This is a genomic window from Enterobacter sp. CFEC122, from assembly GCF_052983755.1.
This window is the reverse complement of the sequence record NZ_JBRIQR010000009.1, coordinates 1-25240: the sequence shown is the minus strand read 5'-3', so window position 1 is coordinate 25240 and position 25240 is coordinate 1. Positions and strand designations below refer to the sequence as shown.

30 protein-coding genes and 1 pseudogene are annotated in these 25240 nt (G+C 52.6%); 24 read left to right on the top strand and 7 right to left on the bottom strand.

The annotated features are described in order from the left end of the window. The first annotated feature begins 437 nt into the window (after window positions 1-437). The 6 genes from oppA to ACVCAM_RS08240 all read left to right on the top strand — a co-directional run bounded on the left by oppA (window position 438) and on the right by ACVCAM_RS08240 (window position 6905). Complete coding sequence (gene oppA / locus ACVCAM_RS08265; protein WP_008502785.1) at window positions 438-2069, top strand: oligopeptide ABC transporter substrate-binding protein OppA; 1632 nt, start codon at window positions 438-440, stop codon at window positions 2067-2069. Between the two features lie 84 nt (window positions 2070-2153). Continuing rightward, a complete protein-coding gene (gene oppB / locus ACVCAM_RS08260) occupies window positions 2154-3074 on the top strand; it encodes an oligopeptide ABC transporter permease OppB (protein WP_008502786.1) in 921 nt (306 codons plus the stop codon). A 12-nt stretch (window positions 3075-3086) separates the two neighbouring features. Further along, the gene (oppC, locus tag ACVCAM_RS08255; protein WP_008502787.1) at window positions 3087-3995 is read left to right on the top strand and encodes an oligopeptide ABC transporter permease OppC; all 909 of its coding nucleotides are present in this window, start codon (window positions 3087-3089) and stop codon (window positions 3993-3995) included. A gap of 11 nt (window positions 3996-4006) precedes the next feature. Next, the gene (oppD, locus tag ACVCAM_RS08250; protein ID WP_023344346.1) at window positions 4007-5020 is read left to right on the top strand and encodes an ABC transporter ATP-binding protein; all 1014 of its coding nucleotides are present in this window, start codon (window positions 4007-4009) and stop codon (window positions 5018-5020) included. After that, window positions 5017-6021: a murein tripeptide/oligopeptide ABC transporter ATP-binding protein OppF gene (oppF, locus tag ACVCAM_RS08245; protein WP_008502789.1), complete on the top strand. Its 1005-nt coding sequence runs from the start codon at window positions 5017-5019 to the stop codon at window positions 6019-6021. Before oppD ends, oppF begins: the two co-directional genes overlap by 4 nt. Window positions 6022-6035: 14 nt before the next feature. Beyond that, window positions 6036-6905, top strand: a complete 870-nt coding sequence (locus tag ACVCAM_RS08240; protein WP_031274926.1) for an ion transporter — start codon at window positions 6036-6038, stop codon at window positions 6903-6905. A gap of 31 nt (window positions 6906-6936) precedes the next feature. Here the strand turns inward: ACVCAM_RS08240 and ACVCAM_RS08235 are convergent, their stop codons facing one another. After that, a complete protein-coding gene (locus ACVCAM_RS08235) occupies window positions 6937-7266 on the bottom strand; it encodes an HI1450 family dsDNA-mimic protein (protein ID WP_006810881.1) in 330 nt (109 codons plus the stop codon). A gap of 33 nt (window positions 7267-7299) precedes the next feature. Then, window positions 7300-8760, bottom strand: a complete 1461-nt coding sequence (gene cls, locus ACVCAM_RS08230; RefSeq protein ID WP_008502791.1) for a cardiolipin synthase — start codon at window positions 8758-8760, stop codon at window positions 7300-7302. 144 nt (window positions 8761-8904) lie between these two features. Here cls and ACVCAM_RS08225 point away from each other — a divergent pair, with 144 nt between their 5' ends. Both ACVCAM_RS08225 and leuE read left to right on the top strand, forming a co-directional pair. Beyond that, on the top strand, window positions 8905-9078 hold the full coding sequence (locus ACVCAM_RS08225; RefSeq protein WP_021240326.1) for a YciY family protein: 174 nt from the start codon (window positions 8905-8907) through the stop codon (window positions 9076-9078). A gap of 111 nt (window positions 9079-9189) precedes the next feature. Then, a complete protein-coding gene (gene leuE, locus ACVCAM_RS08220) occupies window positions 9190-9825 on the top strand; it encodes a leucine efflux protein LeuE (protein WP_008502792.1) in 636 nt (211 codons plus the stop codon). A 109-nt stretch (window positions 9826-9934) separates the two neighbouring features. On the opposite strand, the gene ACVCAM_RS08215 is transcribed toward leuE, so the two are convergent. Then, window positions 9935-10945, bottom strand: a complete 1011-nt coding sequence (locus tag ACVCAM_RS08215; RefSeq protein ID WP_032666330.1) for a phage integrase — start codon at window positions 10943-10945, stop codon at window positions 9935-9937. 96 nt (window positions 10946-11041) lie between these two features. After that, the gene (locus ACVCAM_RS08210) at window positions 11042-11338 is read right to left on the bottom strand and encodes a helix-turn-helix domain-containing protein (protein ID WP_032658822.1); all 297 of its coding nucleotides are present in this window, start codon (window positions 11336-11338) and stop codon (window positions 11042-11044) included. 135 nt (window positions 11339-11473) lie between these two features. Between ACVCAM_RS08210 and ACVCAM_RS08205 the strand changes: the two genes are divergently transcribed. The 8 genes from ACVCAM_RS08205 (at window position 11474) to ACVCAM_RS08170 (ending at window position 17103) form a co-directional block, all read left to right on the top strand. Then, entirely contained in the window at window positions 11474-11749 is a 276-nt protein-coding gene (locus ACVCAM_RS08205) for a regulatory phage cox family protein (RefSeq protein ID WP_032658818.1), read from the top strand. A gap of 166 nt (window positions 11750-11915) precedes the next feature. Further along, window positions 11916-12416 (top strand): hypothetical protein, encoded by a 501-nt coding sequence (locus ACVCAM_RS08200; protein WP_029883441.1) that lies wholly within the window; start codon window positions 11916-11918, stop codon window positions 12414-12416. 66 nt (window positions 12417-12482) lie between these two features. Next, window positions 12483-12701, top strand: coding sequence for a DUF2732 family protein (locus tag ACVCAM_RS08195; protein ID WP_062935720.1), 219 nt, complete (start codon window positions 12483-12485; stop codon window positions 12699-12701). 22 nt (window positions 12702-12723) lie between these two features. Then, window positions 12724-12987, top strand: a complete 264-nt coding sequence (locus ACVCAM_RS08190; RefSeq protein WP_014884151.1) for a DUF5405 family protein — start codon at window positions 12724-12726, stop codon at window positions 12985-12987. A 1-nt stretch (window position 12988) separates the two neighbouring features. After that, a complete protein-coding gene (locus ACVCAM_RS08185) occupies window positions 12989-15268 on the top strand; it encodes a replication endonuclease (RefSeq protein ID WP_248260822.1) in 2280 nt (759 codons plus the stop codon). Window positions 15269-15673: 405 nt separating this feature from the next. Continuing rightward, the gene (locus ACVCAM_RS08180) at window positions 15674-15829 is read left to right on the top strand and encodes a hypothetical protein (RefSeq protein ID WP_165586792.1); all 156 of its coding nucleotides are present in this window, start codon (window positions 15674-15676) and stop codon (window positions 15827-15829) included. 37 nt (window positions 15830-15866) lie between these two features. Next, entirely contained in the window at window positions 15867-16175 is a 309-nt protein-coding gene (locus ACVCAM_RS08175) for a helix-turn-helix domain-containing protein (protein WP_072059096.1), read from the top strand. Then, window positions 16153-17103 (top strand): reverse transcriptase family protein, encoded by a 951-nt coding sequence (locus ACVCAM_RS08170; RefSeq protein WP_248260821.1) that lies wholly within the window; start codon window positions 16153-16155, stop codon window positions 17101-17103. Before ACVCAM_RS08175 ends, ACVCAM_RS08170 begins: the two co-directional genes overlap by 23 nt. A 115-nt stretch (window positions 17104-17218) precedes the next feature. On the opposite strand, the gene ACVCAM_RS08165 is transcribed toward ACVCAM_RS08170, so the two are convergent. Next, window positions 17219-17650 (bottom strand): hypothetical protein, encoded by a 432-nt coding sequence (locus tag ACVCAM_RS08165; RefSeq protein ID WP_248260820.1) that lies wholly within the window; start codon window positions 17648-17650, stop codon window positions 17219-17221. Between ACVCAM_RS08165 and ACVCAM_RS08160 the strand changes: the two genes are divergently transcribed. Continuing rightward, window positions 17649-17843 (top strand): hypothetical protein, encoded by a 195-nt coding sequence (locus tag ACVCAM_RS08160; RefSeq protein ID WP_047352903.1) that lies wholly within the window; start codon window positions 17649-17651, stop codon window positions 17841-17843. The genes ACVCAM_RS08165 and ACVCAM_RS08160 overlap by 2 nt on opposite strands. Before the next feature lie 498 nt (window positions 17844-18341). Here ACVCAM_RS08160 and ACVCAM_RS08155 read toward each other — a convergent pair whose 3' ends face one another. Together ACVCAM_RS08155 and ACVCAM_RS08150 are read right to left on the bottom strand one after the other, a co-directional pair. Further along, window positions 18342-19367 (bottom strand): phage portal protein, encoded by a 1026-nt coding sequence (locus ACVCAM_RS08155; protein WP_248260819.1) that lies wholly within the window; start codon window positions 19365-19367, stop codon window positions 18342-18344. Between the two features lies 1 nt (window position 19368). Continuing rightward, window positions 19369-21138, bottom strand: a complete 1770-nt coding sequence (locus ACVCAM_RS08150) for a terminase ATPase subunit family protein (RefSeq protein WP_248260818.1) — start codon at window positions 21136-21138, stop codon at window positions 19369-19371. 166 nt (window positions 21139-21304) lie between these two features. Here ACVCAM_RS08150 and ACVCAM_RS08145 point away from each other — a divergent pair, with 166 nt between their 5' ends. The 7 genes and pseudogenes from ACVCAM_RS08145 to ACVCAM_RS08115 form a co-directional block, all read left to right on the top strand. Then, a complete protein-coding gene (locus ACVCAM_RS08145) occupies window positions 21305-22159 on the top strand; it encodes a GPO family capsid scaffolding protein (RefSeq protein WP_248260817.1) in 855 nt (284 codons plus the stop codon). Window positions 22160-22214: 55 nt separating this feature from the next. Next, window positions 22215-23281 (top strand): annotated as a pseudogene (locus tag ACVCAM_RS08140) (phage major capsid protein, P2 family). Between the two features lie 3 nt (window positions 23282-23284). Next, on the top strand, window positions 23285-24040 hold the full coding sequence (locus tag ACVCAM_RS08135) for a phage terminase small subunit (RefSeq protein WP_447093567.1): 756 nt from the start codon (window positions 23285-23287) through the stop codon (window positions 24038-24040). Window positions 24041-24139: 99 nt separating this feature from the next. After that, entirely contained in the window at window positions 24140-24646 is a 507-nt protein-coding gene (locus ACVCAM_RS08130) for a head completion/stabilization protein (RefSeq protein ID WP_447093566.1), read from the top strand. Beyond that, entirely contained in the window at window positions 24646-24849 is a 204-nt protein-coding gene (locus ACVCAM_RS08125) for a tail protein X (RefSeq protein ID WP_248260813.1), read from the top strand. Before ACVCAM_RS08130 ends, ACVCAM_RS08125 begins: the two co-directional genes overlap by 1 nt. After that, entirely contained in the window at window positions 24840-25061 is a 222-nt protein-coding gene (locus ACVCAM_RS08120; protein ID WP_017382980.1) for a hypothetical protein, read from the top strand. The genes ACVCAM_RS08125 and ACVCAM_RS08120 overlap by 10 nt, the downstream gene beginning before the upstream one ends. Then, on the top strand, window positions 25045-25240 hold a 196-nt coding region (locus ACVCAM_RS08115), incomplete at its 3' end, for a glycoside hydrolase family protein (protein ID WP_447093565.1). The genes ACVCAM_RS08120 and ACVCAM_RS08115, both read left to right, overlap by 17 nt.

The window sequence follows — 25240 nt, the reverse complement described above, 5'->3', positions numbered from 1 at the left end:
TTGTAGAGAAAATTTTCTCTATCCTATTGAATATCATGTCTTTATAGTGATGTTCGATGTCCGGCAGGGCTGCCCTCAACGATACGGTACTCACCGTAAAAGAGAATTGCTTAACAAATTTGCAAAATGTATTGGCGCACGATTACGCCATTTGATACTTTCCGGCCTAATATTTTGCAGCATAAAACAATCAGATGAGAATTATTTTCATATAGTTCTCATCTCGGATATCCAGAACAGGTCTCAAACAGGGGAGGCCTGTAAAGAATCGACGCAAGACTGCCATACGAGCGGTCAGTAATAAAAAAGTCGGTGATAGCAAGCAGTAAAAGAAGAACCTGACAGCAGCAAAAAAAACTCCTGCGCTGTACAGGCCCCAACAGGGGATTACACAGCTGGCGAAGGCCAGTCATTATAATGAGTGGAGTATCAACACAATGTCCATCATCACAAAAAAAAATCTGGTAGCGGCGGGGATTTTAACTGCGCTAATCGCGGGAAACGCTGCAATGGCTGCGGACGTTCCTGCAGGTGTTCAGCTGGCGGAGAAGCAGACGCTGGTGCGTAACAACGGTGCGGAAGTTCAGTCTCTTGACCCGCACAAAATTGAAGGTGTTCCTGAGTCTAACGTTAACCGCGACCTGTTCGAAGGCCTGCTGGTCACTGACGTAGACGGCCACCCGGCACCGGGCGTGGCAGAAAAATGGGAAAACAAAGATTTCAAAGTCTGGACCTTCCATCTGCGTAAAGATGCGAAATGGTCCGACGGTACGCCGGTCACGGCTGAAGATTTCGTTTATAGCTGGCAGCGTCTGGCGAATCCAACGACCGCCTCTCCGTATGCGAGCTACCTGCAATATGGCCATATTGCCAATATTGATGACATCATCGCGGGCAAAAAACCGATCACCGATCTGGGCGTTAAAGCGATCGATGCCAATACCTTCGAAGTCACGTTGAGCGAACCTGTTCCGTACTTCTATAAGCTGCTGGTGCACCCGTCCGTCTCCCCGGTACCAAAATCCGCGGTGGAAAAATTTGGTGAAAAATGGACCCAGCCTGCCAATATCGTGACCAACGGCGCCTATAAGCTGAAAGACTGGGTGGTCAACGAGCGTATGGTGCTTGAGCGTAACCCGCAATACTGGGACAACGCTAAAACCGTGATTAATCAGGTGACCTACCTGCCAATTTCTTCCGAAGTGACTGACGTCAACCGCTACCGCAGCGGCGAAATCGACATGACCTATAACAACATGCCGATTGAACTGTTCCAGAAGCTGAAGAAAGAGATCCCGAAAGAAGTTCACGTCGACCCGTACCTGTGCACCTACTACTATGAAATCAACAACCAGAAAGCACCGTTCACCGACGTACGTGTTCGTACTGCGCTGAAGCTGGCACTGGATCGCGATATCATCGTGAACAAAGTGAAAAACCAGGGCGATCTGCCGGCATACAGCTATACCCCTCCTTACACCGATGGCGCAAAACTGACCGAGCCAGACTGGTTCAAACAGACGCAGGAACAGCGTAACGCAGAAGCGAAGAAACTGCTGGCCGAAGCGGGCTATACCGCCGATAAGCCGCTGACCTTCAGCCTGTTGTACAACACGTCGGATCTGCACAAAAAACTGGCTATCGCCGTCGCCTCGATCTGGAAAAAGAACCTGGGCGCGAACGTGAAGCTGGAGAACCAAGAGTGGAAGACCTTCCTCGACAGCCGTCATCAGGGCACCTTTGACGTGGCGCGTGCCGGCTGGTGTGCGGACTATAACGAACCGACCTCCTTCCTGAACACCATGCTGAGCGACAGCTCAAACAACACCGCGCACTATAAGAGCCCGGCGTTTGACAAGCTGATTGCTGACACGCTGAAAACCACTGACGAAGCACAGCGTACTGAACTGTACTCGAAAGCTGAGCAGCAGCTGGATAAAGATTCCGCGATCGTTCCGGTTTACTACTACGTTAACGCCCGTCTGGTGAAACCGTGGGTAGGTGGGTACACCGGTAAAGACCCGATGGATAATATCTACGTTAAAAACTTGTATATTATCAAGCATTAATGGCAATGAGTGGGGCGGGCGTGCTCGCCCCACGGTGTCTAACCAACGTCACATTATATAGGCACACGCCAGAAGGTACGGGCAATGTTGAAATTTATCCTACGTCGCTGTCTTGAAGCGATTCCAACGCTATTTATTCTCATCACGATTTCCTTCTTCATGATGCGCCTTGCGCCGGGAAGTCCATTTACCGGTGAGCGTACGCTGCCGCCAGAAGTGATGGCGAATATCGAAGCGAAATACCACTTAAACGATCCTATCTCTACCCAGTACTTCAATTACCTGAAGCAGCTGGCCCACGGTGATTTTGGACCGTCATTTAAATATAAAGACTATTCCGTTAACGACCTGGTGGCGTCCAGCTTCCCGGTTTCGGCGAAATTGGGTGCTGCGGCATTCATTCTGGCGATCGTTTTCGGGGTCACCGCAGGCGTCATCGCCGCGCTCAGACAAAATACCAAATGGGATTATGCCGTAATGGGGGTGGCAATGACCGGGGTAGTCATACCCAGCTTCGTTGTCGCGCCATTACTGGTGATGATATTTGCCATTACGCTGAAGTGGCTGCCTGGCGGCGGCTGGAACGGCGGGGCATTAAAGTTCATGATTTTGCCAATGGTGGCATTATCCCTGGCGTACATCGCCAGTATCGCGCGTATCACCCGTGGTTCAATGATCGAAGTGCTGCACTCGAACTTCATTCGTACCGCGCGCGCGAAAGGGCTGCCGATGCGTCGGATTATCTTCCGCCACGCGCTCAAACCGGCGCTGTTGCCCGTGCTCTCCTACATGGGACCAGCATTCGTCGGGATCATCACCGGCTCGATGGTTATCGAAACCATTTACGGCCTGCCGGGCATTGGCCAGCTGTTTGTGAACGGCGCGCTTAACCGCGACTATTCGCTGGTACTGAGCCTGACCATTCTCGTCGGTGCGCTGACCATTCTCTTTAACGCTATCGTCGATGTGCTGTATGCCGTCATCGACCCGAAAATCCGTTACTAACTGGAGCACGCCATGATGTTGAGTAAGAAAAACAGCGAGGCGCTGGAAAACTTCAGTGAAAAACTGGAAGTGGAAGGTCGTAGCCTCTGGCAGGACGCGCGTCGTCGCTTTATGCACAACCGTGCGGCGGTGGCGAGTCTGGTGGTTCTGGTGATCATCGCGCTGTTTGTGACCCTTGCCCCGATGCTGTCGCAATTTACCTATTTCGACACCGACTGGGGCATGATGTCCAGCGCGCCGGATATGGAGTCTGGCCACTATTTTGGCACGGACTCATCCGGACGTGACCTGCTGGTGCGTGTCGCTATCGGTGGGCGTATCTCGCTGATGGTCGGGATTGCTGCCGCGCTGGTGGCGGTGATCGTCGGGACGCTCTATGGCTCACTGTCCGGCTACCTTGGCGGCAAAGTGGACTCGGTGATGATGCGTCTGCTGGAAATCCTGAACTCCTTCCCGTTTATGTTCTTCGTCATCCTGCTGGTGACCTTCTTTGGTCAGAATATCCTGTTGATCTTCGTGGCCATCGGGATGGTGTCATGGCTGGATATGGCGCGTATTGTTCGCGGCCAGACGCTGAGCCTCAAACGCAAAGAGTTTATCGAAGCCGCGCAGGTCGGCGGTGTCTCTACCGGGAATATCGTGGTTCGCCATATCGTTCCTAACGTGCTTGGCGTGGTGGTGGTCTATGCCTCACTGCTGGTACCAAGCATGATCCTGTTTGAATCCTTCCTGAGCTTCCTCGGTCTGGGTACGCAGGAGCCGCTGAGCAGTTGGGGCGCGCTGCTGAGTGACGGTGCAAACTCAATGGAAGTATCACCGTGGCTGCTGTTATACCCGGCGGGTTTCCTGGTCGTTACCCTGTTTTGTTTTAACTTTATCGGCGATGGCCTGCGTGATGCCCTCGACCCGAAAGACCGTTAAGGAGCGCCGTCATGACAATGATTGAAACGGCAACCGCGCCACAGGCGCAGCAGCGGAGCGACCTTCTGCTGGACGTCAAAGATCTTCGCGTCACCTTTAAGACCCCGGACGGGGATGTGACCGCCGTGAACGATCTCAACTTCAACCTGCGCGCGGGTGAAACGCTCGGTATCGTGGGGGAATCTGGTTCCGGTAAATCCCAGACCGCCTTTGCGTTAATGGGCCTGCTGGCCGCTAACGGTGTGATTGGCGGTTCCGCGAAATTCAACGGTCGTGAAATCCTCAACCTGCCGGAGCAAGAGCTGAACAAGCTGCGCGCCGAGCAGATCTCGATGATTTTCCAGGATCCGATGACCTCGCTGAACCCGTACATGCGCGTCGGTGAGCAGCTGATGGAAGTCCTGATGCTGCACAAAGGTCTGGGCAAAGCCGAAGCCTTTGAAGAGTCGGTCAAAATGCTCGATGCGGTGAAAATGCCGGAAGCGCGCAAGCGCATGCGTATGTTCCCGCACGAGTTCTCCGGCGGTATGCGTCAGCGCGTGATGATTGCGATGGCGCTGCTGTGTCGGCCAAAACTGCTGATTGCCGACGAACCGACCACCGCGCTGGACGTTACCGTTCAGGCGCAAATCATGACCCTGCTGAACGAGCTGAAGCGTGAGTTCAACACGGCGATTATCATGATCACCCACGACCTGGGCGTGGTGGCGGGCATCTGTGACAAAGTGCTGGTGATGTATGCCGGTCGTACCATGGAATACGGCAAAGCGCGTGAGGTGTTCTATCAGCCAGCCCATCCTTACTCGATTGGTCTGCTGAACGCGGTGCCGCGTCTCGATGCGGAAGGAGAATCTCTGCTTACTATTCCGGGCAACCCGCCAAACCTGCTGCGCCTGCCGAAAGGCTGTCCGTTCCAGCCGCGCTGTCCGCACGCGATGGAAATCTGCAACAGCGCACCGCCGCTGGAAGAGTTTGCACCAGGCCGTCTGCGCGCCTGCTTTAAGCCGCAGGAGGAGCTGGTATGAACGCATTAGATGAAAAACGCAATGTCCTGCTCGAAATTGCTGACCTTAAAGTGCATTTCGACATCAAGGACGGCAAACAGTGGTTCTGGCAGCCGTCGAAGACCCTGAAAGCGGTGGACGGCGTCACGCTGCGTCTGTACGAAGGGGAAACCCTGGGCGTGGTGGGCGAGTCCGGCTGCGGTAAATCGACCTTTGCGCGCGCCATTATCGGTCTGGTAAAAGCCACCGACGGCAAAGTGGCCTGGCTGGGTAAAGATCTGCTGGGCATGAAGCCCGACGAGTGGCGCGACGTGCGCAGCGATATCCAGATGATTTTCCAGGATCCGCTGGCGTCATTAAACCCGCGTATGACCATCGGTGAGATTATTGCCGAGCCGCTGCGGACCTATCATCCGAAGATGTCCCGCCAGGAAGTGCGCGATCGCGTTAAGGCGATGATGCTGAAAGTCGGGCTGTTGCCTAACCTCATCAACCGCTATCCTCACGAGTTCTCTGGCGGTCAGTGTCAGCGTATTGGTATTGCGCGCGCCCTGATCCTCGAACCGAAGCTGATTATCTGTGATGAGCCGGTTTCCGCGCTCGACGTCTCCATTCAGGCGCAGGTGGTTAACCTGCTGCAGAAGCTGCAGCGCGAAATGGGGCTGTCGCTGATCTTCATCGCGCATGACCTGGCCGTGGTGAAACACATCTCTGACCGCGTGCTGGTGATGTATCTGGGGCACGCCGTGGAGCTGGGCACCTATGACGAGGTGTACCACAATCCGCTGCACCCTTACACCAAAGCGCTGATGTCGGCGGTGCCGATCCCCGATCCCGATCTGGAAAAGAATAAGACCATCCAGCTTCTGGAAGGGGAATTGCCTTCACCGATTAACCCGCCGTCGGGCTGCGTCTTCCGCACGCGCTGCCCAATGGCCGGGCCGGAATGTGCGAAAACGCGGCCGGTTCTGGAAGGCAGTTTCCGACATGCGGTTTCCTGCCTGAAAGTAGACCCGTTATAATCGCAAGGGCTGACATGATGTCAGCCCTTATTTTTTGCGAGGTCACTGTGTCGCGTTTATTCACGTCAGCCCGTCGGCGGCTTTATCATGTTTTATTCGATCCCGAAACGGTATCCGGACGGCGCTTCGAGGGTCTTTGTGGTTTATTTGCGCTCCTCAGCGTGGTTATCATCTTTATTGAATCGGGTGCCGGGACGCAATACCACCTGACGTTTGACGAATGGCATGTCTTTGTCTGGCTTGAGCTGGCGATTACCCTGGTGTTTACCGCTGAATATCTCCTCCGAGTGATTGCCTGGCCTAACCCGGCCCGATATGTTTTCAGCTTCTGGGGATTTATCGATTTAGCCACCATTCTGCCGCTCTACGTCATGTGGCTGTGGCCGGAAATCAGCCTGAGCTATGTCTTTGCCTGGCGAGCGATGCGCGTTATTCGCGTATTACGTATTCTGAAATTACTGCGCTTTATGCCCTCACTGCGCATATTCTGGAGCGCAATCGTCAGCGCCCGTCATCAGCTTATTCTGTTCTATTCGTTTATTGCCATTGTCATGATTGTTTTTGGCGCACTGATGTATCTGATTGAGGGGCCGAAATATGGCTTTACGACGCTCAATGCGTCCGTCTACTGGGCGATCGTGACCGTAACGACCGTGGGGTACGGGGATATCACGCCCCATACGCCGCTGGGGCGAATTGTGGCCTCAGTGCTGATTTTGATTGGCTATTCGGTCATTGCCATTCCGACCGGGCTGATTACCACGCACATGAGCAGCGCATTTCAGAGCCGCAAGCAGCAGCGCAAATGTCCGCGATGTCATCAGGGGGAACATGAACTCAACGCGCGTTTTTGTCACCGCTGCGGAAATCCGTTGCCGGAGTAAATAAAAAAGGCTGCAATCGCAGCCTTTTTTATTATTCGCGCCAGAGAATATGGCACAGCTTGTGGTCTTTCTCACGGCAGAGCAGGACGCGAGCGAAGATATCATTAATTTCGCCACCGTCTTCATCGGCCAGCCCGATCACCACTTCGGCGAAGAAGTCAGGGTTCAGGTCGAAATCCACATGCTCAGCCCAGTCTTCTGAAGGGTCGAACAGTTCGGCACCGCCGCGCTCTTCGAACTGCAGATTAAAGAGGATCACGTCTGCGGGATCGAGGTTATCAACCGCCAGTTCGAGAAAAATGTCATAGGCCTGCTCGAGCGTTTCGTCTTCGGTCAGGCGATTGTTCAGATCCATTTCCATGATGACTACCTGTTTAACATCGTTGGGCACGTTTTACAGCAACGGACTAAAGAAGTAAAACAGTCGTTCGGCAATTCTCTGCCACAGCGGACGTTTTACCCACAGTCTGGCATCCAGCAGCCGCGAGCGGGAGATATAATCATCCTGCACCGCCGCGAGATCGCCGCCAAAGCCGGCATCATCAATAACCAGCGTGATTTCAAAGTTGAGCCACAGGCTGCGCATATCCAGGTTCACCGTTCCCACCAGGCTTAACTCGCCGTCGACAAGCACGCTTTTGGTGTGGAGCAATCCACCTTCGAACTGGTAGATCTTCACCCCTGCAGCCAGCAGTTCGCTAAAGAATGCCCGGCTGGCCCAGCCCACCAGAAGGGAGTCATTTTTGCGCGGCAAAATAATGCTCACATCGACGCCGCGCTGCGCCGCGGTACAGATCGCGTGCAGGAGGTCATCGCTGGGAACAAAGTAGGGCGTCGTCATGATCAGATATTCACGCGCCGAGTAGGTCGCCGTCAGCAGCGCCTGATGAATCAAATCCTCCGGGAAGCCCGGCCCGGAAGCAATGGTATGAATAGTGTGACCGCTGGCCTCTTCAAACGGCATAATATTGCCGTCCGGTGGTGGCGGGAGGATGCGTTTGCCGGTCTCTATCTCCCAGTCGCAGGAGTAGACGATGCCCATCGAGGTGGCAATCGGCCCCTCCATGCGCGCCATCAAATCCACCCACTGGCCCACGCCCGAGTCCTGTTTAAAGAAGCGCGGGTCAACCATGTTCATGCTGCCGGTGTAGGCAATATAGTTATCGATCATGATCATTTTACGGTGCTGACGAAGGTCCATCCGGCGCAGAAACACGCGCAGGAGGTTAACCTTCAGCGCCTCGACCACTTCGATACCGGCATTGCGCATCATCCCTGCCCAGGGACTGCGGAAAAATGCCACGCTGCCCGCAGAGTCAAGCATCAGACGGCAGTGAATGCCGCGTCGCGCCGCGGCCATCAGGGATTCCGCGACCTGGTCAGCCATCCCGCCGGGCTGCCAGATATAGAAAACCATCTCGATATTATGACGCGCCAGCTGGATATCGCGGATTAACGCCTGCATAACGTCGTCGGACGAGGTCAGCAGCTGGAGCTGATTACCCTTAACGCCGCCAATCCCCTGACGGCGCTCGCACAGCTTAAACAGTGACGAGGCGACGCTGCTGTTCTCCTCGGCAAAGATATGCTTGCAGGCTTTAAGGTCGTTCAGCCACTTCGCGGTGGAGGGCCACATGGCGCGGGCCCGCTCGGCGCGGCGTTTACCGAGATGAAGCTCACCGAAAGAGAGATAGGCGATAATTCCCACCAGCGGCAGGATGTAGATGATCAGAAGCCAGGCCATGGCAGAGGGTACGGCTCTGCGCTTCATCAGGATGCGTAACGTCACACCCGCGATTAACAGCCAGTATCCCAAAATGACCAGCCAACTCACCACGGTGTAGAAGGTTGTCATAGTTAAAAAAATCCTTTTGAAAGCGTATTGTTATGAGTGTACGCATCAGGATTCATCTGGCAAATAAAAACGCCAGGTAAAAGCGCTGGTTTGCAGCCGGGTTGGGTTTATAATGGCGTCTCTGTTTGAGAAAGAGTTGTAGACATGAAGCGCAGTAGAACAGAAGTAGGGCGCTGGCGCATGTTGCGACAGGTGAGTCGTCGCAAGGCTCGTTGGCTGGAAGCACAATCCCGCCGCAATATGCGTATTCACGCCATCAGAAAATGTGGAATGACCCGGCACCGCAACGCGTTGCTGTTCGCCGTCCAAGATATCTGAGTACCATGAGGGCACCGTAATGGTGCCCGCTGATTTTATAAGGTCTGATTTTTGGGAGTAGCGTGGTTGCAGCGCTATTCCTGTTGTGTTGAGCAAAAGGAGGGAGAAGAAGTGTTTGCGGAGTTTGGCGTACTGAATTTCTGGACGTATGTTGTTGGCGCGTTTTTTATCGTGCTGGTACCGGGGCCAAATACCCTGTTTGTGCTTAAAACTGGAATTGGACACGGCGTTAAAAAAGGGTACCTGGCCGCCACGGGTGTATTTATCGGCGATGCGGTGCTGATGTTTCTTGCTTGGGCGGGCGTCGCGGCATTAATCCAGACCACACCGGTACTGTTTAATATCGTGCGTTATCTCGGCGCCTTCTACCTGCTGTGGCTGGGCGGCAAAATGCTCTGGTCGGTCATTACCCGCCAGAATCACGCTCAGGAAAGCGGCACCGAGCCTGCCAGCACGATCATGAAACGTTCGCTGGTGCTGAGCCTGACGAATCCAAAAGCGATTCTGTTCTACGTCTCGTTCTTTGTTCAGTTCATTGACGTGAATGCGCAGAACACCGGTACCTCTTTCCTTATCCTCGCGACGACGCTTGAGTTGATAAGCTTCATGTACATGAGCTTCCTGATCTTCTCCGGTGCATTTGTCACGCGCTATCTCAAAACGAAAAAGAAACTTGCAAAGCTGGGGAACGGGCTGATAGGGCTGCTGTTTGTCGGGTTTGCGGCGAGGTTAGCGTCGCTGCACTGATTGATGAAAGGCTCCTGCGGGAGCCTTTTTAATGTCTGGCGTAACTGGAAAACCGCGCCAGACAAGGCTTCACGTTTTACTACTAGCAGTCAAAAGCCATAAAAAGCGGCTAGGGTGTGGACACATTGTGGACACTCTGACCACCATTAGCACCCTTCAAAGGGTTAAGCGAAATCGCGTCCTGCAGGTACTGAGGAGCGAAGTGCGCATAGACCATTGTCTGCGCAATTTTCGTATGACCTAAGATCCTCTGCAGTGTGATGATGTTGCCCCCGTTAATCATAAAGTGCGTCGCGAAAGAGTGTCGTAGCGCATGTGTTGCTTGTCCGGCCGGTAAATCGGGCTTAACTTCTTTGAGGGTTCGCCTGAAGTCAGCATAACTGGCCTCAGGAAACAGAAAACCTCGTGTTTTGCCGACTACGTAAGCCGCAACGTCATCAGAGATCGGGACCGTGCGCGGTGTGTTGGTTTTCGTCTTAACGAAAGACACCCGGTTATGAATCACATTCTCCGCCTTCAATCGCGCAGCTTCTCCCCATCTTGCTCCGGTACTCAAACACAAAACCGCAATTTTACGATTATCACCTGAGAGCGCAGCAAGTAAGGCGTCAATTTCCTCAAGAGTGAGATAGCCCGTTTCGGCTGTCTGCTCTTTCAGTTTTTTGAATCCCCTGAATGGATGCTCACCGTTATACAGTTCTGACTCAATCAGGGTTGTGAACATCCCACCTAGCGTGATCAGATCGCGGTTGATGGTAGTTGGCTTAATACCTTCACCCCGACGTTGAGCACAATATTGCGTTATCAGGCTCTTGGTGATCTGGAAAGCGCACGGGTTTCCGGTCATCGTTTCGAAACGCTCAATTTTCCTGAGATACGATTGACCGTGCTCCTCATGTTTACCTTTCAGCTTCCACCATAACTCTTTCAGTTCCGACAATTGGCGTTTGTCCGTTGGTTTTGAAAGCCATTCCTTTGAGTGATGGTTATATTGAGTATGCTTTTCAAAAGCCATCGCCTCGCTTTTCTTGTCGAACTTCCGACGGATGCGTTTTCCGTTACGCCCGGTCGGTCTAATGTCCACTTCATATCGACCATCATCGAGCTTTTTAACAGACATAAAGCCTCCCGATGATGTTACTGCGTACTTCAATGTCCTGATTTAAATAGCAAAAACTCACTGTGCATTTACTGCACAAATAAGCGCCATAAATAGTTAGCCAGTTTTCTGGTCTGAGTGGGATGACGTTGTTGTCTGCTGCCCAAAGTGCGCGAGAGCCGGTGCAATCTGCCCAGCTTCAGGTGATATCGTCTCTGTCATGAACCACATAGTGTATTTTTTGAACTGAGGATGATTCAAAATCTTCATCACTGCCTGTATGCCCATATCTTTTACACCCTTCTCGTAACTCGAAAGAGAGCTGTATGGAACGCCTGTTAAGTCACTGAATTCTTTCCTATTCATACGTTCTGACTCACGCATGATCGCTAGCTTTTCATTTACGGGTATCATCGTAATTAACACTCCACTATTGATAGAAAAACGATAACGGAGTAATCTTCAATTCGTTATCGCAAACTAATGGCTCCAATATGGCAATTAATAGCCATTAGGAGCAATTAAAACACTAACGAGGAATACTCACAAATGAATAGGGTCATTGATAGTGTGAGCGACGCCGTTCCATACCAGGAATTCGCGCGCCTTATTGGTAAAACACCTGCAGCCGTTAAAGGCATGATTGAAAAGGGGAAGCTTCCTGTAGTCGAGATGACTGATCCGCAGTCAACGAGTGGGCGCGCAGGGGAATATTGGGTTTATCTGCCTGCCTGGAACAAGGGGATGAAGATGGCATATGACAGCCGTCCGAAGGAAATTCGTGATGGTTGGCTGATGTGGCTCGGATTAGGGGAGCCAGTATGAATAGTGAACCTCGCTGTATTGCACAGTTGCTTCGAAGAGAAAGTCCTAAACCTACCAACTTCACTATCACTCACGGTCGTGGACGTAAGGGCATCATCATCCGAACCCGTAAGACGGGTGTTATCGAGAAGCTTCGTCGTTTGGTCAAAAAGAGAGGACTGTGGTTATGACGGTAATGACACTTGATGTGATCCAGAAACAACCAACAGCACTTCGCGGTCTGGTCTGCAAGTATCTGGCTCAGCCTCGCTGGCAGGACACTTGCGATTTTTACAATCAGATGATGGAGCGGGAGCGTCTTACGGTTTGTTTCCACGCTCAATTAAAACAGCGTCACTCTGTCATGCGCTTAGAGGAAATGACCGAAGCCGATCGTGAGCGTCTTGTTTGCGCGCTTGATGAATTGAGAAATGCATTCGCCCGGCACCGCCAACTTGGCGTGTCAAAAGCAACTTTCATCAGCCGCCTGACCGTTAGCCAAAGGCGATCACTGTTTCTTCATGCGGGACTGACAGAGCAGGAATTTATGATGCCGCACTGGCGTTTGAATGAAGAGGGCTGTTATTGGCGCGACAAACTTTTCCGCGCTCTGCGAGAGCTGTTCAGCCTTTTTGAGTACGCACCAACCATTTTAACCTCGGTAAAACCTGAGCAGTATTTACATTAATTAATCTGGATTCGACTAATTACGCGCCTTACAGCGTGGGGACTCCTTTTGTCCGGAGATAGGCAAATGCAAAAACAAAATACAGCGCAGCGGGGGATGTCCTCGGCACATCTGGCGCAGGCAGCAAGCGAGGCACAGCGCGACACGGCGACCCGTTTATCTTCTCAGTTTGACGGGCTTATCGCGCACATCAGTAAGTCAGAACTTAATCGCACCGAGATTATCGAGTTATTAGGTCAGGAGTCGGAAAAGTTACACAACGCAATTTTCGGTAGAGCTGGCTAACCACTTTTAACAGGAAGCAAAAATGAGCATACACATCGAGATTAATAACCAGTACGTCATCACCAGTGACCGCTATCAATTCATATTGCAGGAAAAAAAGACCGCTACTTCCGGGAAGAATGAAGGTAAGGAATGGTTGGACGTTGTGGGTTACTACCCAACTATCCCTAAGCTTATCTCAGGCTTGGTTTTGCATGATCTTTTGACAAGCGATCTTACCGGCTTCTCAGCTTTGGAAGCTCGGATTGAACGCATGGGGAAGCAATGTCTGGACGCCTTTAAATAGTATGTCCAACGAACCTCGGGGGCGTGTTGCCCCCTCGCCACCACCACCTTTTTTGAAGGGCGCCAGTGATTCATTCGTTGGTGCTTATCCTTGGAATAACGTCACCAAAGAAGCCATTGGCCGCGACAGACCCCTTACACGTGCCGAACTCCGTCAGGTGCAAGGTGTTTTAAACCGGATTGACCGTCTGCCGTTTTTCCTGCAAACGCTGTTTACATCGCGTTATAACTTCATCCGCCGTAAAAAGAGCCCTTTAGGTGGGCTGTATTTCCTTAAAAACACATTTGAGCGCAAGCTGCTGCCGCGTCTTGAGCGTGTTAATGAGTTGTGCGGGATGAATGAAACCGCCTCGATTGGGTTTCTGTCCGAGCGCGACCAGTATGCGCGCTTACCAGATATGAATGACAAAGAGCTCAGGAAATTTGCGGCCAGGATTGCCTCTCAGCTCTGGAGCAAATACGAGGAGTTAAGCGACGCATGGGCGGAGGCTCACGGCGGGAAAGAGACACTTTTCACCGATGAAGCTCAGTCGCACCTATACGGGCAAGTGGCCGGTATTGCTCGCGCATTTAACATCACCCCGATGTACTGGAAAAAATACCGTAAGGGTCAGATGACGATCCGCATGGCATTTTCCGCTATTTCCCGACTGATTAAGGATGAGTGGTGGGTTAACCAGCTCAAGGCGCAGCGTATGCGCTGGTGCGAGGCGCTGCTCATCGCTGCCGGTGAGGTCAATAAAGACCGCTCACCTTACGCCAGCAAAAGGGCGATCCGCGATGTTCACGCGCGCCGCCTGGCTAATCTTGAATACCTCAAATCATGCGAGCTGGAAAACAAAGTCACCGGCGAACGTATCGACCTCATCAGTAAGGTCATGGGGAGTATCTCAAACCCTGAAATACGTCGTATGGAGCTGATGAATACCATCGCCGGGATTGAACGTTACGCGGCCAGCGTTGGTGATGTGGGAATGTTTATCACGCTGACCACGCCGTCGAAGTATCACCCGACTCGTCAGGTCGGCAAAGGTGAAAGCAAAACGGTACAGCTCAATCACAGCTGGAACGAAACCGCATTCACGCCCAAAGACGGCCAGCGCTATCTTTGCCGAATCTGGAGCCTCATGCGCACTGCGTTCAAAGATAACGATTTAGAAGTTTACGGGATGCGTGTTGTCGAGCCGCACCACGACGGCACGCCACACTGGCACATGATGCTTTTTTGCAAACCCGGTCAACGTAAAGCCATTAACGAAATTATGCGTCGTTATGCCCTTAAAGAGGACGGGCACGAAAAGGGCGCGGCAAAACAGCGCTTTGAGTCCCGTCATCTTAATCAGGGCGGTGCGGCGGGTTACATCGCTAAATACATTGCCAAAAATATCGACGGCTACGCGCTCGACGGCCAGCTCGACCACGACACCGGCAAGCCCCTGAAAGACACGGCCGCAGCCGTCACCGCATGGGCGTCTACATGGCGCATCCCTCAGTTTAAACCGATTGGCCTCCCGACAATGGGCGCTTACCGCGAACTGCGCAAGCTGCCGCGCGGCGTGAGTATCGCCAGCGAGTTTGACGACCGTGTCGAGGCTGCGCGAGCGGCTGCAGATAAGGGCGATTTTGACCTGTATATCATCGCGCAGGGCGGGGCAAATATGCCGCGTGATGCTCAGGCCGTCAGGGTCGCCCGAAAGCTGACGGATGAGGTCAACGAATATGAGGAAGATATCGAGAGAGTTATCGGGATTTATGCCCCTCACCTCGGGGCTCACCGTGTCCATGTAACCCGTACAGCCGAATGGCGCATTGTTCCAAAGGTTTTGGTCGTTGAGCCTTTGACCTTAAAAAGCGGCTCTGCCGCGCCTCGGAGTCCTGTCAATAACTGTGGAAAGCTCACCGGCGGTGGCGATCCAGTTATGATCCCTACACCGTCTGAGCAAGCCGCAGCGGTGTTAAATCTGATTGAGCGCGGGGTTATTGGCTGGAATGAGCCGGACGTCGTGAAGGTACTTAACGGGGCGTTAAAAGCTGGCGCACCGCGCAAAAATCGACAGCAAAGAAGCAATGCGCCTCTCAAAGCCAGCGAGCAAGCGCCATCAGCCAGGATGACAAAGCCCGAAAGGGATCGCGTCGCAAAAATTCGTTTCGATTTGGCGCAGGAGGGCATTACCCCGGAACGGTGGGAGCTCGATGCGCTGGCGCGTGGGGCAACGGTGATTTATGGCGATAAAATATTTAATTACGCGGTGGCGGATGATTGGATAGGTTCGTATTTTTAACTTCTATCTTCGAAAGAAATGAGGTTTATACTCTTTTGTTATTAATTTATAGGTTGTAACTTCTATAAGTTATAGTGTTGTATATTAAGCGAAGAAAATTTCTTGCTATGATGCATGCATTGGTTAGTTAGTGAGATAAATCGCCACCAATTGGGTATTTATTACCCGTGGAAAGCTGATGCTTTCTAACTTTTACCCCGCGCAACGCCTCAGAGCACCTAAGCGACGTCGCTCGTCAGAGTTATCGCTGCTCCAGATGGTATGGCGTATGGGTATACGAACCCTTTGGGCGACCAAGGGTTCGTGGAGCAGGGGGCTAGTGCTGTTCAATCTCATCCTTATGAGGGCGAACCACGGTGCTTGAGCGAACATACGTTTGCACACCGTGGGCATAAGGAGAAAATCATGAAAAATGATAAATTAACCAACGAACAGCAGGCGCAGAGCAAGTCAAACCGGAAAAAGTGGGCTGCGTATGCGTGGGAAGCGGTTAAATGGGGTATTCGACTGTTTGATTTAATCACACGTTTAGTGGACTATTTGGAAGGGGGAGATATGTGATGCGTCCTCCCTAGTTTCAATTTCGTGGAGTTGCCTAATGTTACATAAAGCCCTTCGTTTGATAAGGCAATACCATAAAGAGTCATTAGTTGAGTTATCAGCATCTTTGGGTATTCCTAAAGAAAAAATAGTAGAGTTTGAAAGCGGCATCACATCACCTTCAGTAGAAATTTTACAGCGCTATGCTATTCATTTCGACATACCTGTAACATCTTTAGTCTTTTTTTCAGAATCATTAGGTACACAAGGTCGTTTGTCTAAGCGGTTACGTCTAAATCTGGCTGATAAAATTCTGGATATCCTGGAGTGGGTGAATAAAAGAAATGAAAAAACGGAAAAAGCTTAAAATTTCCACTAAAAACAAATCTTATGGTGTGATGGATTCACCATTTTATAAACTTAAAAGCAAAAAAAAACTTGCAGCACTTCTTTGTGTTAATATTAGTGATTTTTCAATCCTGAAGAAAGATGAAGGTAATTATTCTATTTTTGAACAATTATCTAAAAAAGGTAAGTCTCGAAAAATACAAAAACCTCTAGAAGAATTAGATGTTGTTCATACTCGCATTGCTAGTTTATTATCACGCATTAGTTTGCCGCTATATCTTCACTCAGGTAAGAAAGCATGTTCTAACGTGACCAATGCCCGAGCGCATCTTAACAATGAAAAAATGATGACTACTGACATCAAAGCCTTTTTTCCATCAACAACAAGGTTGATGATTTTTTCTTTTTTCTATTCAGTGATGAAAATGTCTTGTGATGTTGCGGATATTTTATCTCACATATGCACTTGTCATGACCGTTTACCAACAGGCAGTAGAATTAGTATGCCTTTGGCTTTTTTTGCAAATTCAAGAATGTTTGATGAAATACACGAGTTGTGCCAAAAATTGAAGATTGAAATGACTGTGTATGTTGACGACCTTACATTCTCTGGCGCTAACGTTAATAGATTATTCTGTGCTGTAACGCGCAAAATTATTAGTAAGCATGGTCACGTTATGCATCCAACAAAGACAAAATTGTATTCCAAAGATAAACCTAAGTTAGTAACCGGAGTGATTGTTTTAGGCAATCACTTGAAAGTTAGGAATGAACAACATCGATTGATGGCTAGGGATATTGAGTACTGGAAAATAATTAAAGATGCAGAAAATGCAAAGGAAACCTCAATTGCAAAAACGCTTTTTGGGCGTTTACATTCAATGGGAGTTATTGAGCAGCGTTACAAATCGAAAGTGCTTACTTTAAAGAGTAATACTGCAAATTAAAATTTACATTATATCAATTGCTTTTCTAGCTTTGTTGAAAAACCTTATAACAACCTCATCAGCATTTAAATAGATTTAAATGCTGATGAGGATGGGTAGCAATAAATCTAGTTCGTCAGCTTGTTATCAAATTCACACCGAGTGTTAGCAAATTTGTCACCGCACCTGCTATAACTCCAGGTGTGCCATCTTTTACCGCATTAATAATTTTATCTCCCATTTTTTCATTTCCACTCAGAGCATCAGGTTTTTTGTTTAGCACGGAGAGTGCTTTTTCGGTAAGACGTACATCTCGAAAATAAGATTGATGATCTGTTTCATACTGGATATAGCCGTTTTCTTGAAGAAAGGTGAATGTTCCCTCAACCACACAACGCAATTGGTTCAATGCTTTCATTTCCGGTGAGTTAAGCTGGTCAAAGTAGTCATCAGGTAGCGAGGCGTTGAACTTTTCGTAGGTTATAACCTGCGCTACAGGAAAGTTCTCCCATAACAATGCAAAGATTTCTGCAGTCTGTTGGTTAAACAATTCGAGGTTCTTGGGCATGCATAATTCCCTATCATCTAGTAAAGATTCGTTTGTCTATTGGGCAAAGACTCTGACTGTAATGGCCCTAAACAACGATCTGAGCTCTCGTGAGATCGAAAGCTACACCGCGAAAATGGTCGAAAAAGCCAGTAAAGATGAGCTCATGAACGTTATTAAACATCTGTTAAATCACATTAGAATGCACAAATAAAAGGATCTATATCAATACGTTAACCCTTGTTTTAAAAATTTGATAGATGTCATTGATTCTGTTGATTGTTGCAAATGTATGCATCAGCAATCGCACAGGCAGAATGTACGATCAAAATCTTCCTCAAACCGGCACCGTGAATGCCGGTTTTTTAATGTCATTTTCCCGGTTATTGTTCCTTTTCAGCGGCGCATGAATCAGGTGCATGAGTTTGCATTCTTTTTTTATTCCAGCGTTTGCCAGCCAGCGCCAGAGCTGGCGCGGCTCGGAACTCCTGATGCACCTGCATTAAAAGCGACCCGTTAAGCGGGCAGGCGAGGCGGGGATAGCACTGCGCGCCAGACGTGGTGACAGGATTTATTTTGCGCGTCTGTGCGCGTCGTGGTGGCGTGCTGAGCGGTGAGGTTGAATTGTCAGGCGGTGGCGGGGTTGCGTCGCGTGTGCGGCGTCTGGCTTGCTCTGAGGATGTGCCGCCCGGAGGCGGCATTTTGGGCGGGTTTAGTCGGTCTCGATGCTGTAATCCTTAAAGCGGATCACCTCCATCCCTAACCAATCGTTAATCTCTTTAAACCGCTCCTGCAGCGGCGTCAGCTCGTTACGCACAAATACCCGCGCCACTTTCTCGATATCTCCCATCGAGCCGATATTTTCAGGCTTGCCGCCCATGAGCTGGAACGGCACGCGGTGCGCATCGAGCAGGTCAGCAGCGCTCACCTTCTTGATGTTAAAAAAATCATCCTTCGTGGCGACTTCACTCAACGGCACGATCTTAATGCCATCCGGTTTCCCGTTCGGGGCGTAGAAAAACAGGTTTTTGAAATTACCGAGCCCTTTCGAGTCGCGCATCGCGGAGCGCAGCGCCTCAACGTCGGTGCTGCTTTGCGCCGCGTCGGTCACGTACATGATGTAGCCCGCGTGCGCGCCGTTCTGGTAATACTTGCGACGAAACAGCGTGGCGGACTCATTCAGCCAGGCGGAATTGAGCGCGCTCAGGTATTCCGGCATCCCGTAGAGTTCCTGATTGATATCGGGCTCAAGCAGATGAAACACCGAACCGGGGGCAAACTGGTGCGGGTGGGTAAAGCTCGACACGTACCAGTAAACGCCATCCTCGACACCACGACGGGTGTATTTGGCCGGGGAGGTTTCCAGTTTAAAGAGCTGGCCGGTCACGCTCATGCGCTTTTCGAGATAGCCGTTGGCAAACACCAGATAATCAAGCACAAGGCGGCTGAAGTCCTGACGGGACAGCAACGGGTGCGGGATAAAGGTGCTGGTCAGAATGTTGCGCTTGACGTAAATCGGGGAGCTGTGGTGTACGGCTGCGCGCAGGCTTTTTGCCAGTCCCGAGAAGTTGACCGGCGGCTCGTACCATTTGCCGTTATTGATGCATTCGACATAGTCGAGGATGTCGCGGCGATCCAGAACGGGTGACGGCTCGCCAAAGGTGAACGCCTCCATTTTCTGCGGCGTGCTGGCGGTCATGCTGGTCTGTTTTGGCTGTTTGTTTTGGCGTTTTTTCATCTTAGTTAATATCCAGAATTGAACTTGATTGCATACCGCTTCCGGCGGAAAGCGGCTCGTTTAACAGTGCGTGCATGGTCGCCCACGCGATATCCGCGTGGCTGGCTTCCTCGCTGCGGCTGGCTTCATAGGTCGCGCTGCGGCCGCTGCTGGTCATGGTTTTGCGGATAGCCATAAATGACTGAGTGATGTCGGTCGCACCGGCGTCGTATTCGAGACACCCGCGGCGAATGGTGTCTTTTGCTTTCAGCACCATTGCGGTTTTCATTTCCGGCGTGTAGCGGATGGCGCGCGCCGCCGGGAAGAATGAGCGCACGAGCTGGTAAACACCCTGGCCGATGCCGGTCGCATCGATGCCGATATAGTCAACGGTGTATTTCTCGGTCAGCGCCCGGATGGCCTCGGCCTGTGCGGCAAAGTCCATACCTTTCCACTGGTGACGCTCAAGGATGCGGAACTTGCCACCGGCAACCAGCGGCGGAGCCAGTACCGCACAGCCTGCGCTGTCGCCGGTGTGTGACGGGTCATAGCCAATCCAGACAGGACGCCAGTTAAACGGACGGTCGGCGAACGGCTCGAAGTCCTCCCATTCCTCCATCGCATCGACCATGCAGCGCTGCAGCTCCTCGAACGGGAATACCGACGCCTTATCGTCGACGAACTCGCACATAAACAGGTTACGGAAGTCATCCGCGCTGTTTTCCTGCTTAAGCTGGTCGAGGTTAAACAGGGTGCAGCCACCGGCCAGCGCGTCCTCAATGGTGACAATCTGCCGCCACTGGCCGTCTCCGCACAGCACGCCACCGGCGAGCGCCTGATGACTGATATCGATGTCGACACGTTCGTCGCGGTTGCTGCGGCCACGGTTAAACAGCTCGCCTGACCAGAACGGGTAAGCGCCATGCGCCAGCGTCGACGGGGTCGAAAAATAGGTTGTGCGCAGGTGTGATTGTGACGCCATGCCGGAGGCGACTTTGCGCAGCCTCTGGAAATTGGGGATCCAGAAAATTTCATCGACATACAGGTCGCCGTTATGGCTCTGCGCGGTGTTGGAATTGGTACCGAGAAATATCAGCTCAGCGCCATTGTTGCCGATGACGATCGGGTCGCCTGACAGGTCGACGTCAACCAGACGGGCAAAGGCGATGATGTACTTTCGGAACACATACGCCTGCGTTTTACTCGCCGATAAAAATATCTGATTTTGCCCGGTCTTAAGCGCGCGCAGGAGTGACTCGCGCGCAAAGTAGAACGTCGCGCCAATCTGTCGCGATTTTAGGATGTGGCGGATGCGGTGCTCTAACCCCGCTTTATGCCAGCGGAGCTGATAATCAAACGACTGGTCGAAGAAAATTTCTTCCAGTTTCTCTATGGCCTCCTCGCTGAAATAGTTTCGTTTCGGCTTTTTGCGATCCCCCTTGTTACGGCTGGCGATATTGGGGTTTAAATCCACCTCGTTTCCGGTCTGGCCGTAGCGGTTAATGCGCGCGAGCCGCTCCATCTGGCGCGACAAAAAATCCGCGACTTTGAAGTCATGCGCGGTCAGGTCTGGCTTAGCGTAGAGCTGGATAAGCCGCGCCTCTAATGTCGATTCCACGCGGTTAATCGGCGCGATTTCTTCCCATCCATCCCGCTGTTTCCAGCTCTGCACGGTAGGGCGCTTGAGCTGCAGCATGTCGCAGATTTGCGGCACGGCGAACCCCTGCCAGTACAGCAGCCGCGCCTGTCGTCTCGGGTCATTTAACAGAGAAAGGTCAGTTGAAATGGTCATGCTTGCCTCGTTTTTGGTGTGACGAGGCAAGGCTAAGGAAATAGGGGGTTATTCGCGCTAAGTGCCTGTTGTATCAGATCTAACAGGAGCGCAAGCGGTGGCTGATACGGGTCAGAGTCGGGAAACTAAACCCGACCCGAAAACCCAACATCAGGACACCTGAACAATGGCAAAGAAAGTTTCTAAATGGTTTCGTATCGGCGTCGAGGGTGACACCTGCGACGGTCGCGTCCTCAGTGGCGACGATCTTCAGGATATGGCCGACACGTTCGACCCTCGCGTCTACGGCTGCCGCATTAACCTCGAACATATCCGGGGGTTGTTGCCTGACAGCCTGTTTAAACGCTACGGCGATGTGACCGCGCTTAAAGCGGAGATTATCAGCGATGGCTCTGCGCTCGATGGCAAAAAAGCGCTGTTTGGCAAAATCGCCCCGCTCGACGAGCTGGTCAGCATGGTTAAGGCCGGACAGAAGGTTTACACCTCCATGGAGATCCGCCCGAACTTTGCCAACAGCGGCAAATGTTACCTCGTTGGCCTTGCCGTCACCGATGACCCGGCAAGTCTCGGCACCGAATATCTTGAATTCTGCAGCCGCGCCGCGCAGAACCCGCTCGCCGGTAAAAAAGACCAGCCGGACGACGTTTTTTCTGTGGCCTCACTGGCTGAGCTGGAGTTTGAGGACGTTCCCGACACCATGTTCAACAACCTGACCGATATGGTTAAGGCCATTTTTGGCCGTAAGCAGGCCAGCGATGACGCCCGTTTCGCCGATGTGCATGAGGCGGTGACCACCGTTACCGAGCAGGTACAAACCAATCTCAACGCCACCGACCAGCGCGTCACCGAGCTGGAGACCGCTTTTGCGCAGCTTAAGCAGGACGTGACCAGCAAGGCCAAAGAAAGCTCGCAGGCGTTTAACGCCCTCAAAAGCTCCCTCGATAACACCGAAAGCCAGCGCCAGCCGCGCCGCGAGCTTTCAAAAGGCGGTACGGGCGGCGAGCTGCTGACCAACTGCTGATAACACGCCGGGCGTGCTGCCCGGCCTGAACCCTTTTACCCGAACAGGAAAAACCATGCGTAAAGATACCCGCTTCAAATTTAATGCCTACCTGTCCCGCGTCGCGGAGCTGAACGGCGTTTCCACCGATGACGTGGCGAAGAAATTCACCGTCGAGCCGTCGGTCACGCAAACCCTTATGACCACCCTGCAGATGTCATCTGCGTTTCTGACCAAAATCAACATCGTGCCGGTCGACGAGCTGAAAGGCGAAAAGGTCGGGGTGGTGTTAACGGCACAATTGCGAGCACTGCCGACACCGCCGGTGATGATGAGCGTAAGACCGCTGACTTTACCGCGCTGGAGTCCAACAAATACGAGTGCGCGCAGATTAACTTTGACTTCCATATCCGCTACAAACAGCTCGACCTGTGGGCGCGATTCCAGGACTTCCAGACCCGTATCCGTGACGCCATTATCAAGCGTCAGTCGCTGGATTTCATCATGGCCGGTTTCAACGGTATAAAGCGCGCCGACACGTCAGACCGTGTAAAAAACCCGATGCTGCAGGATGTGGCGACCGGCTGGCTGCAGAAGTACCGCAATGAAGCGCCAGCGCGTGTGATGTCCAAAATCACCGACGAGGACGGAGCGGTCATTTCTGACGTGATCCGCGTGGGTAAAAACGGCGACTATGCGAACCTCGACGCGCTGGTCATGGATGCCACCGGCAACCTGATTGACGAGATTTATCAGGATGACCCGGAGCTCGTCGTCATCACCGGGCGCAAGCTGATGGCGGATAAATATTTCCCGATCGTCAACAAAGAGCAGGCAAACACCGAGTCGCTGGCCGCTGACATCATCATCAGCCAGAAGCGAATCGGCAACCTGCCAGCCGTGCGCGTGCCTTACTTCCCGGCAGATGCGCTGATGGTGACGCGTCTCGACAACCTGTCTGTCTACTTCATGGATGACGCGCACCGTCGCAGCATCATCGAAAACCCGAAAAAAGACCGCATCGAAAACTACGAGTCGATGAATGTTGACTACGTGGTCGAGGCTTACGCCGCCGGTTGCCTGATTGAAAACATCAAGCTCGGTGACTTCACCGCACCTGCAGCACCGGAAAGCGGAGAGTAAGCCATGACGAGTCCCGCAGCGCGTCACATGATGCGGGTCTCGGCCTCTGAAACTGCGCAGCGGGCTGCTGTCCCGCTGCGCAATGCAACTGCCTATGAGCAGATGCTCGTTAAGCTGGCCGCAGACAACCGCACGCTGAAACAAATCCGCTCCAATGAGCGCAAGGCAGACAAAAAGCGCGAGCTGCTGCCGTTTTACCTGCCGTGGGTCGCGGGCGTCCTCGCAAACGGCAAGGGCGCACAGGATGACATCGTCATGACGGTCATGCTCTGGCGTCTCGATGCTGACGATATCGCCGGGGCGCTGGAAATTGCCCGTTATGCCATGACCTACGGCCTGACCATGCCGACCGGTCGACGTCCGACGCCTTACCTTCTGGCCGAAGAGGTGGCACTGGCCGCGCAACGCCTGCGCGGTGCGAAAAAGCCTGTCGAACTGGCGAACCTGCTCGACACCCTCGCGCTGACCGAGCGTGCGGATATGCCCGACATCGTGCGCGCGAAGCTGCACAAAATCACCGGCTACGTGCTGCGTGACGCAGAGCAACTGCCCGAGGCACTGGCGCACCTGCAGCGTGCGATCCAGTTAGAGAGCGCCATCGGCGTTCGAAAAGACATCGAGCAGTTAGAGCGTCAGCTCAGGCCAAAACCCGAACCGACACCGAAAACCAAAACGACTAAACCGCGCACGCGCAAACCTGCCGCCAAACCAGCGGCACGGCGCGGGCGTCCACCAAAGGCGGTAAAAACCGCAGGTTAACCGAGCGCTCCCCGAGCCGGGCGGCACGCCGGTCAATGCGGGTATCAATTGCCCTGACTTCGACCGGCGTCCACCGCCCACCCATTACCCGAGGTTGTCATGACGACGCTGATTATTGAGCAAAACAAAGAGCCGCAGGATGTGCCGGGCGTGGTAATACCGCCACCGGGCGTGAGCGAGCCGGTAATCAAAAACACCCCGTTTTTTCCTGATGTTGATCCGAAGCGCGTGCGGGAAGAAATGCGGCTGGAGCAGACCGTTTCCCCCGTGCGCCTGCGCCGGGCGATTAAGACCGCCATTGCGGAGACTAACGCGGAGCTGAGCGACTGGCGCGAAATTCAGCTCGATGCCGGTTACGCCACGCTGGCGGATGTCCCGACCGACAAGCTCGACGGCGAGAGTGTGCGCGTTTTCCTCTATTTCAACGCCGTGTGCTCGATGACGACGGCCACGCTTTATGAGCGTTTTCGCGGCGTGGATGCGACTGCTAAAGGCGACAAAAAGGCCGACAGCATCGACAGCACAATCGATGAAATGTGGCGGGATATGCGCTGGTCTGTGGCGCGTATTCAGGACAAAGCGCGCTGCATCGTGGGGCAAATCTGATGAAAGCGTATGCGCTGCAGGGCGACACCCTCGACGCGATTTGCGCCCGGTATTACGGGCGCACCGAGGGCGTGGTCGAAGCCGTCTTAGAGGCTAATCCCGGCCTGTCCGAGCTCGGTGTCATCCTGCCACATGGCACGGCAGTTGAGCTGCCCGAGACTGACAGCGCGGCCAGAACCGAAACGGTGAATCTATGGGACTGAGTATGGAAAAAATCACCACGTTTATCGCGTACTGGCTGGCGGTTGCGCTGGCGTATCTCGGGGCAATGTCCCCCGAAAAGATGGCGCTTTACGTGGGCGGCGGATGCGCCATTTTTACCGCGCTGACCAATTACTGGTTTAAGCGCAAGACGTACCTCTATCTGACATCGCTCGGACTCGACAAAGGGGCTATTCGTGAAATCAATCGTTAAACGTTGCAGTGTGGCCGCCGTGCTGGCGCTGGCAGCGCTGATGCCTGACTTTCGTCTGCTTAACACCTCGCCTGAGGGGCTGGCGCTGATTGCCGACCTCGAAGGTTGTCGCCTGACGCCTTACCAGTGCAGCGCGGGAGTGTGGACGTCGGGCATCGGCCACACTGCAGGCGTCGTGC

What these genes read in the sequence shown, in the direction of transcription:
- oppD (WP_023344346.1), top strand. Translation starts at nt 4,007, where the DNA reads ATGACAATGATTGAAACGGCAACCGCGCCACAGGCGCAGCAGCGGAGC.
- ACVCAM_RS08145 (WP_248260817.1), top strand. Translation starts at nt 21,305, where the DNA reads ATGGCAAAGAAAGTTTCTAAATGGTTTCGTATCGGCGTCGAGGGTGAC.
- ACVCAM_RS08130 (WP_447093566.1), top strand. Translation starts at nt 24,140, where the DNA reads ATGACGACGCTGATTATTGAGCAAAACAAAGAGCCGCAGGATGTGCCG.
- ACVCAM_RS08135 (WP_447093567.1), top strand. Translation starts at nt 23,285, where the DNA reads ATGACGAGTCCCGCAGCGCGTCACATGATGCGGGTCTCGGCCTCTGAA.
- ACVCAM_RS08185 (WP_248260822.1), top strand. Translation starts at nt 12,989, where the DNA reads ATGTCCAACGAACCTCGGGGGCGTGTTGCCCCCTCGCCACCACCACCT.
- ACVCAM_RS08205 (WP_032658818.1), top strand. Translation starts at nt 11,474, where the DNA reads ATGAATAGGGTCATTGATAGTGTGAGCGACGCCGTTCCATACCAGGAA.
- ACVCAM_RS08125 (WP_248260813.1), top strand. Translation starts at nt 24,646, where the DNA reads ATGAAAGCGTATGCGCTGCAGGGCGACACCCTCGACGCGATTTGCGCC.
- ACVCAM_RS08160 (WP_047352903.1), top strand. Translation starts at nt 17,649, where the DNA reads ATGCATAATTCCCTATCATCTAGTAAAGATTCGTTTGTCTATTGGGCA.
- ACVCAM_RS08150 (WP_248260818.1), bottom strand. Translation starts at nt 21,138, where the DNA reads ATGACCATTTCAACTGACCTTTCTCTGTTAAATGACCCGAGACGACAG.
- ACVCAM_RS08240 (WP_031274926.1), top strand. Translation starts at nt 6,036, where the DNA reads ATGATGTCAGCCCTTATTTTTTGCGAGGTCACTGTGTCGCGTTTATTC.
- oppB (WP_008502786.1), top strand. Translation starts at nt 2,154, where the DNA reads ATGTTGAAATTTATCCTACGTCGCTGTCTTGAAGCGATTCCAACGCTA.
- ACVCAM_RS08170 (WP_248260821.1), top strand. Translation starts at nt 16,153, where the DNA reads ATGAAAAAACGGAAAAAGCTTAAAATTTCCACTAAAAACAAATCTTAT.
- ACVCAM_RS08120 (WP_017382980.1), top strand. Translation starts at nt 24,840, where the DNA reads ATGGGACTGAGTATGGAAAAAATCACCACGTTTATCGCGTACTGGCTG.
- cls (WP_008502791.1), bottom strand. Translation starts at nt 8,760, where the DNA reads ATGACAACCTTCTACACCGTGGTGAGTTGGCTGGTCATTTTGGGATAC.
- ACVCAM_RS08165 (WP_248260820.1), bottom strand. Translation starts at nt 17,650, where the DNA reads ATGCCCAAGAACCTCGAATTGTTTAACCAACAGACTGCAGAAATCTTT.
- ACVCAM_RS08175 (WP_072059096.1), top strand. Translation starts at nt 15,867, where the DNA reads ATGTTACATAAAGCCCTTCGTTTGATAAGGCAATACCATAAAGAGTCA.
- oppA (WP_008502785.1), top strand. Translation starts at nt 438, where the DNA reads ATGTCCATCATCACAAAAAAAAATCTGGTAGCGGCGGGGATTTTAACT.
- ACVCAM_RS08210 (WP_032658822.1), bottom strand. Translation starts at nt 11,338, where the DNA reads ATGATACCCGTAAATGAAAAGCTAGCGATCATGCGTGAGTCAGAACGT.
- ACVCAM_RS08190 (WP_014884151.1), top strand. Translation starts at nt 12,724, where the DNA reads ATGAGCATACACATCGAGATTAATAACCAGTACGTCATCACCAGTGAC.
- ACVCAM_RS08195 (WP_062935720.1), top strand. Translation starts at nt 12,483, where the DNA reads ATGCAAAAACAAAATACAGCGCAGCGGGGGATGTCCTCGGCACATCTG.
- oppF (WP_008502789.1), top strand. Translation starts at nt 5,017, where the DNA reads ATGAACGCATTAGATGAAAAACGCAATGTCCTGCTCGAAATTGCTGAC.
- ACVCAM_RS08180 (WP_165586792.1), top strand. Translation starts at nt 15,674, where the DNA reads ATGAAAAATGATAAATTAACCAACGAACAGCAGGCGCAGAGCAAGTCA.
- ACVCAM_RS08200 (WP_029883441.1), top strand. Translation starts at nt 11,916, where the DNA reads ATGACGGTAATGACACTTGATGTGATCCAGAAACAACCAACAGCACTT.
- oppC (WP_008502787.1), top strand. Translation starts at nt 3,087, where the DNA reads ATGATGTTGAGTAAGAAAAACAGCGAGGCGCTGGAAAACTTCAGTGAA.
- ACVCAM_RS08235 (WP_006810881.1), bottom strand. Translation starts at nt 7,266, where the DNA reads ATGGAAATGGATCTGAACAATCGCCTGACCGAAGACGAAACGCTCGAG.
- ACVCAM_RS08225 (WP_021240326.1), top strand. Translation starts at nt 8,905, where the DNA reads ATGAAGCGCAGTAGAACAGAAGTAGGGCGCTGGCGCATGTTGCGACAG.
- ACVCAM_RS08155 (WP_248260819.1), bottom strand. Translation starts at nt 19,367, where the DNA reads ATGAAAAAACGCCAAAACAAACAGCCAAAACAGACCAGCATGACCGCC.
- ACVCAM_RS08215 (WP_032666330.1), bottom strand. Translation starts at nt 10,945, where the DNA reads ATGTCTGTTAAAAAGCTCGATGATGGTCGATATGAAGTGGACATTAGA.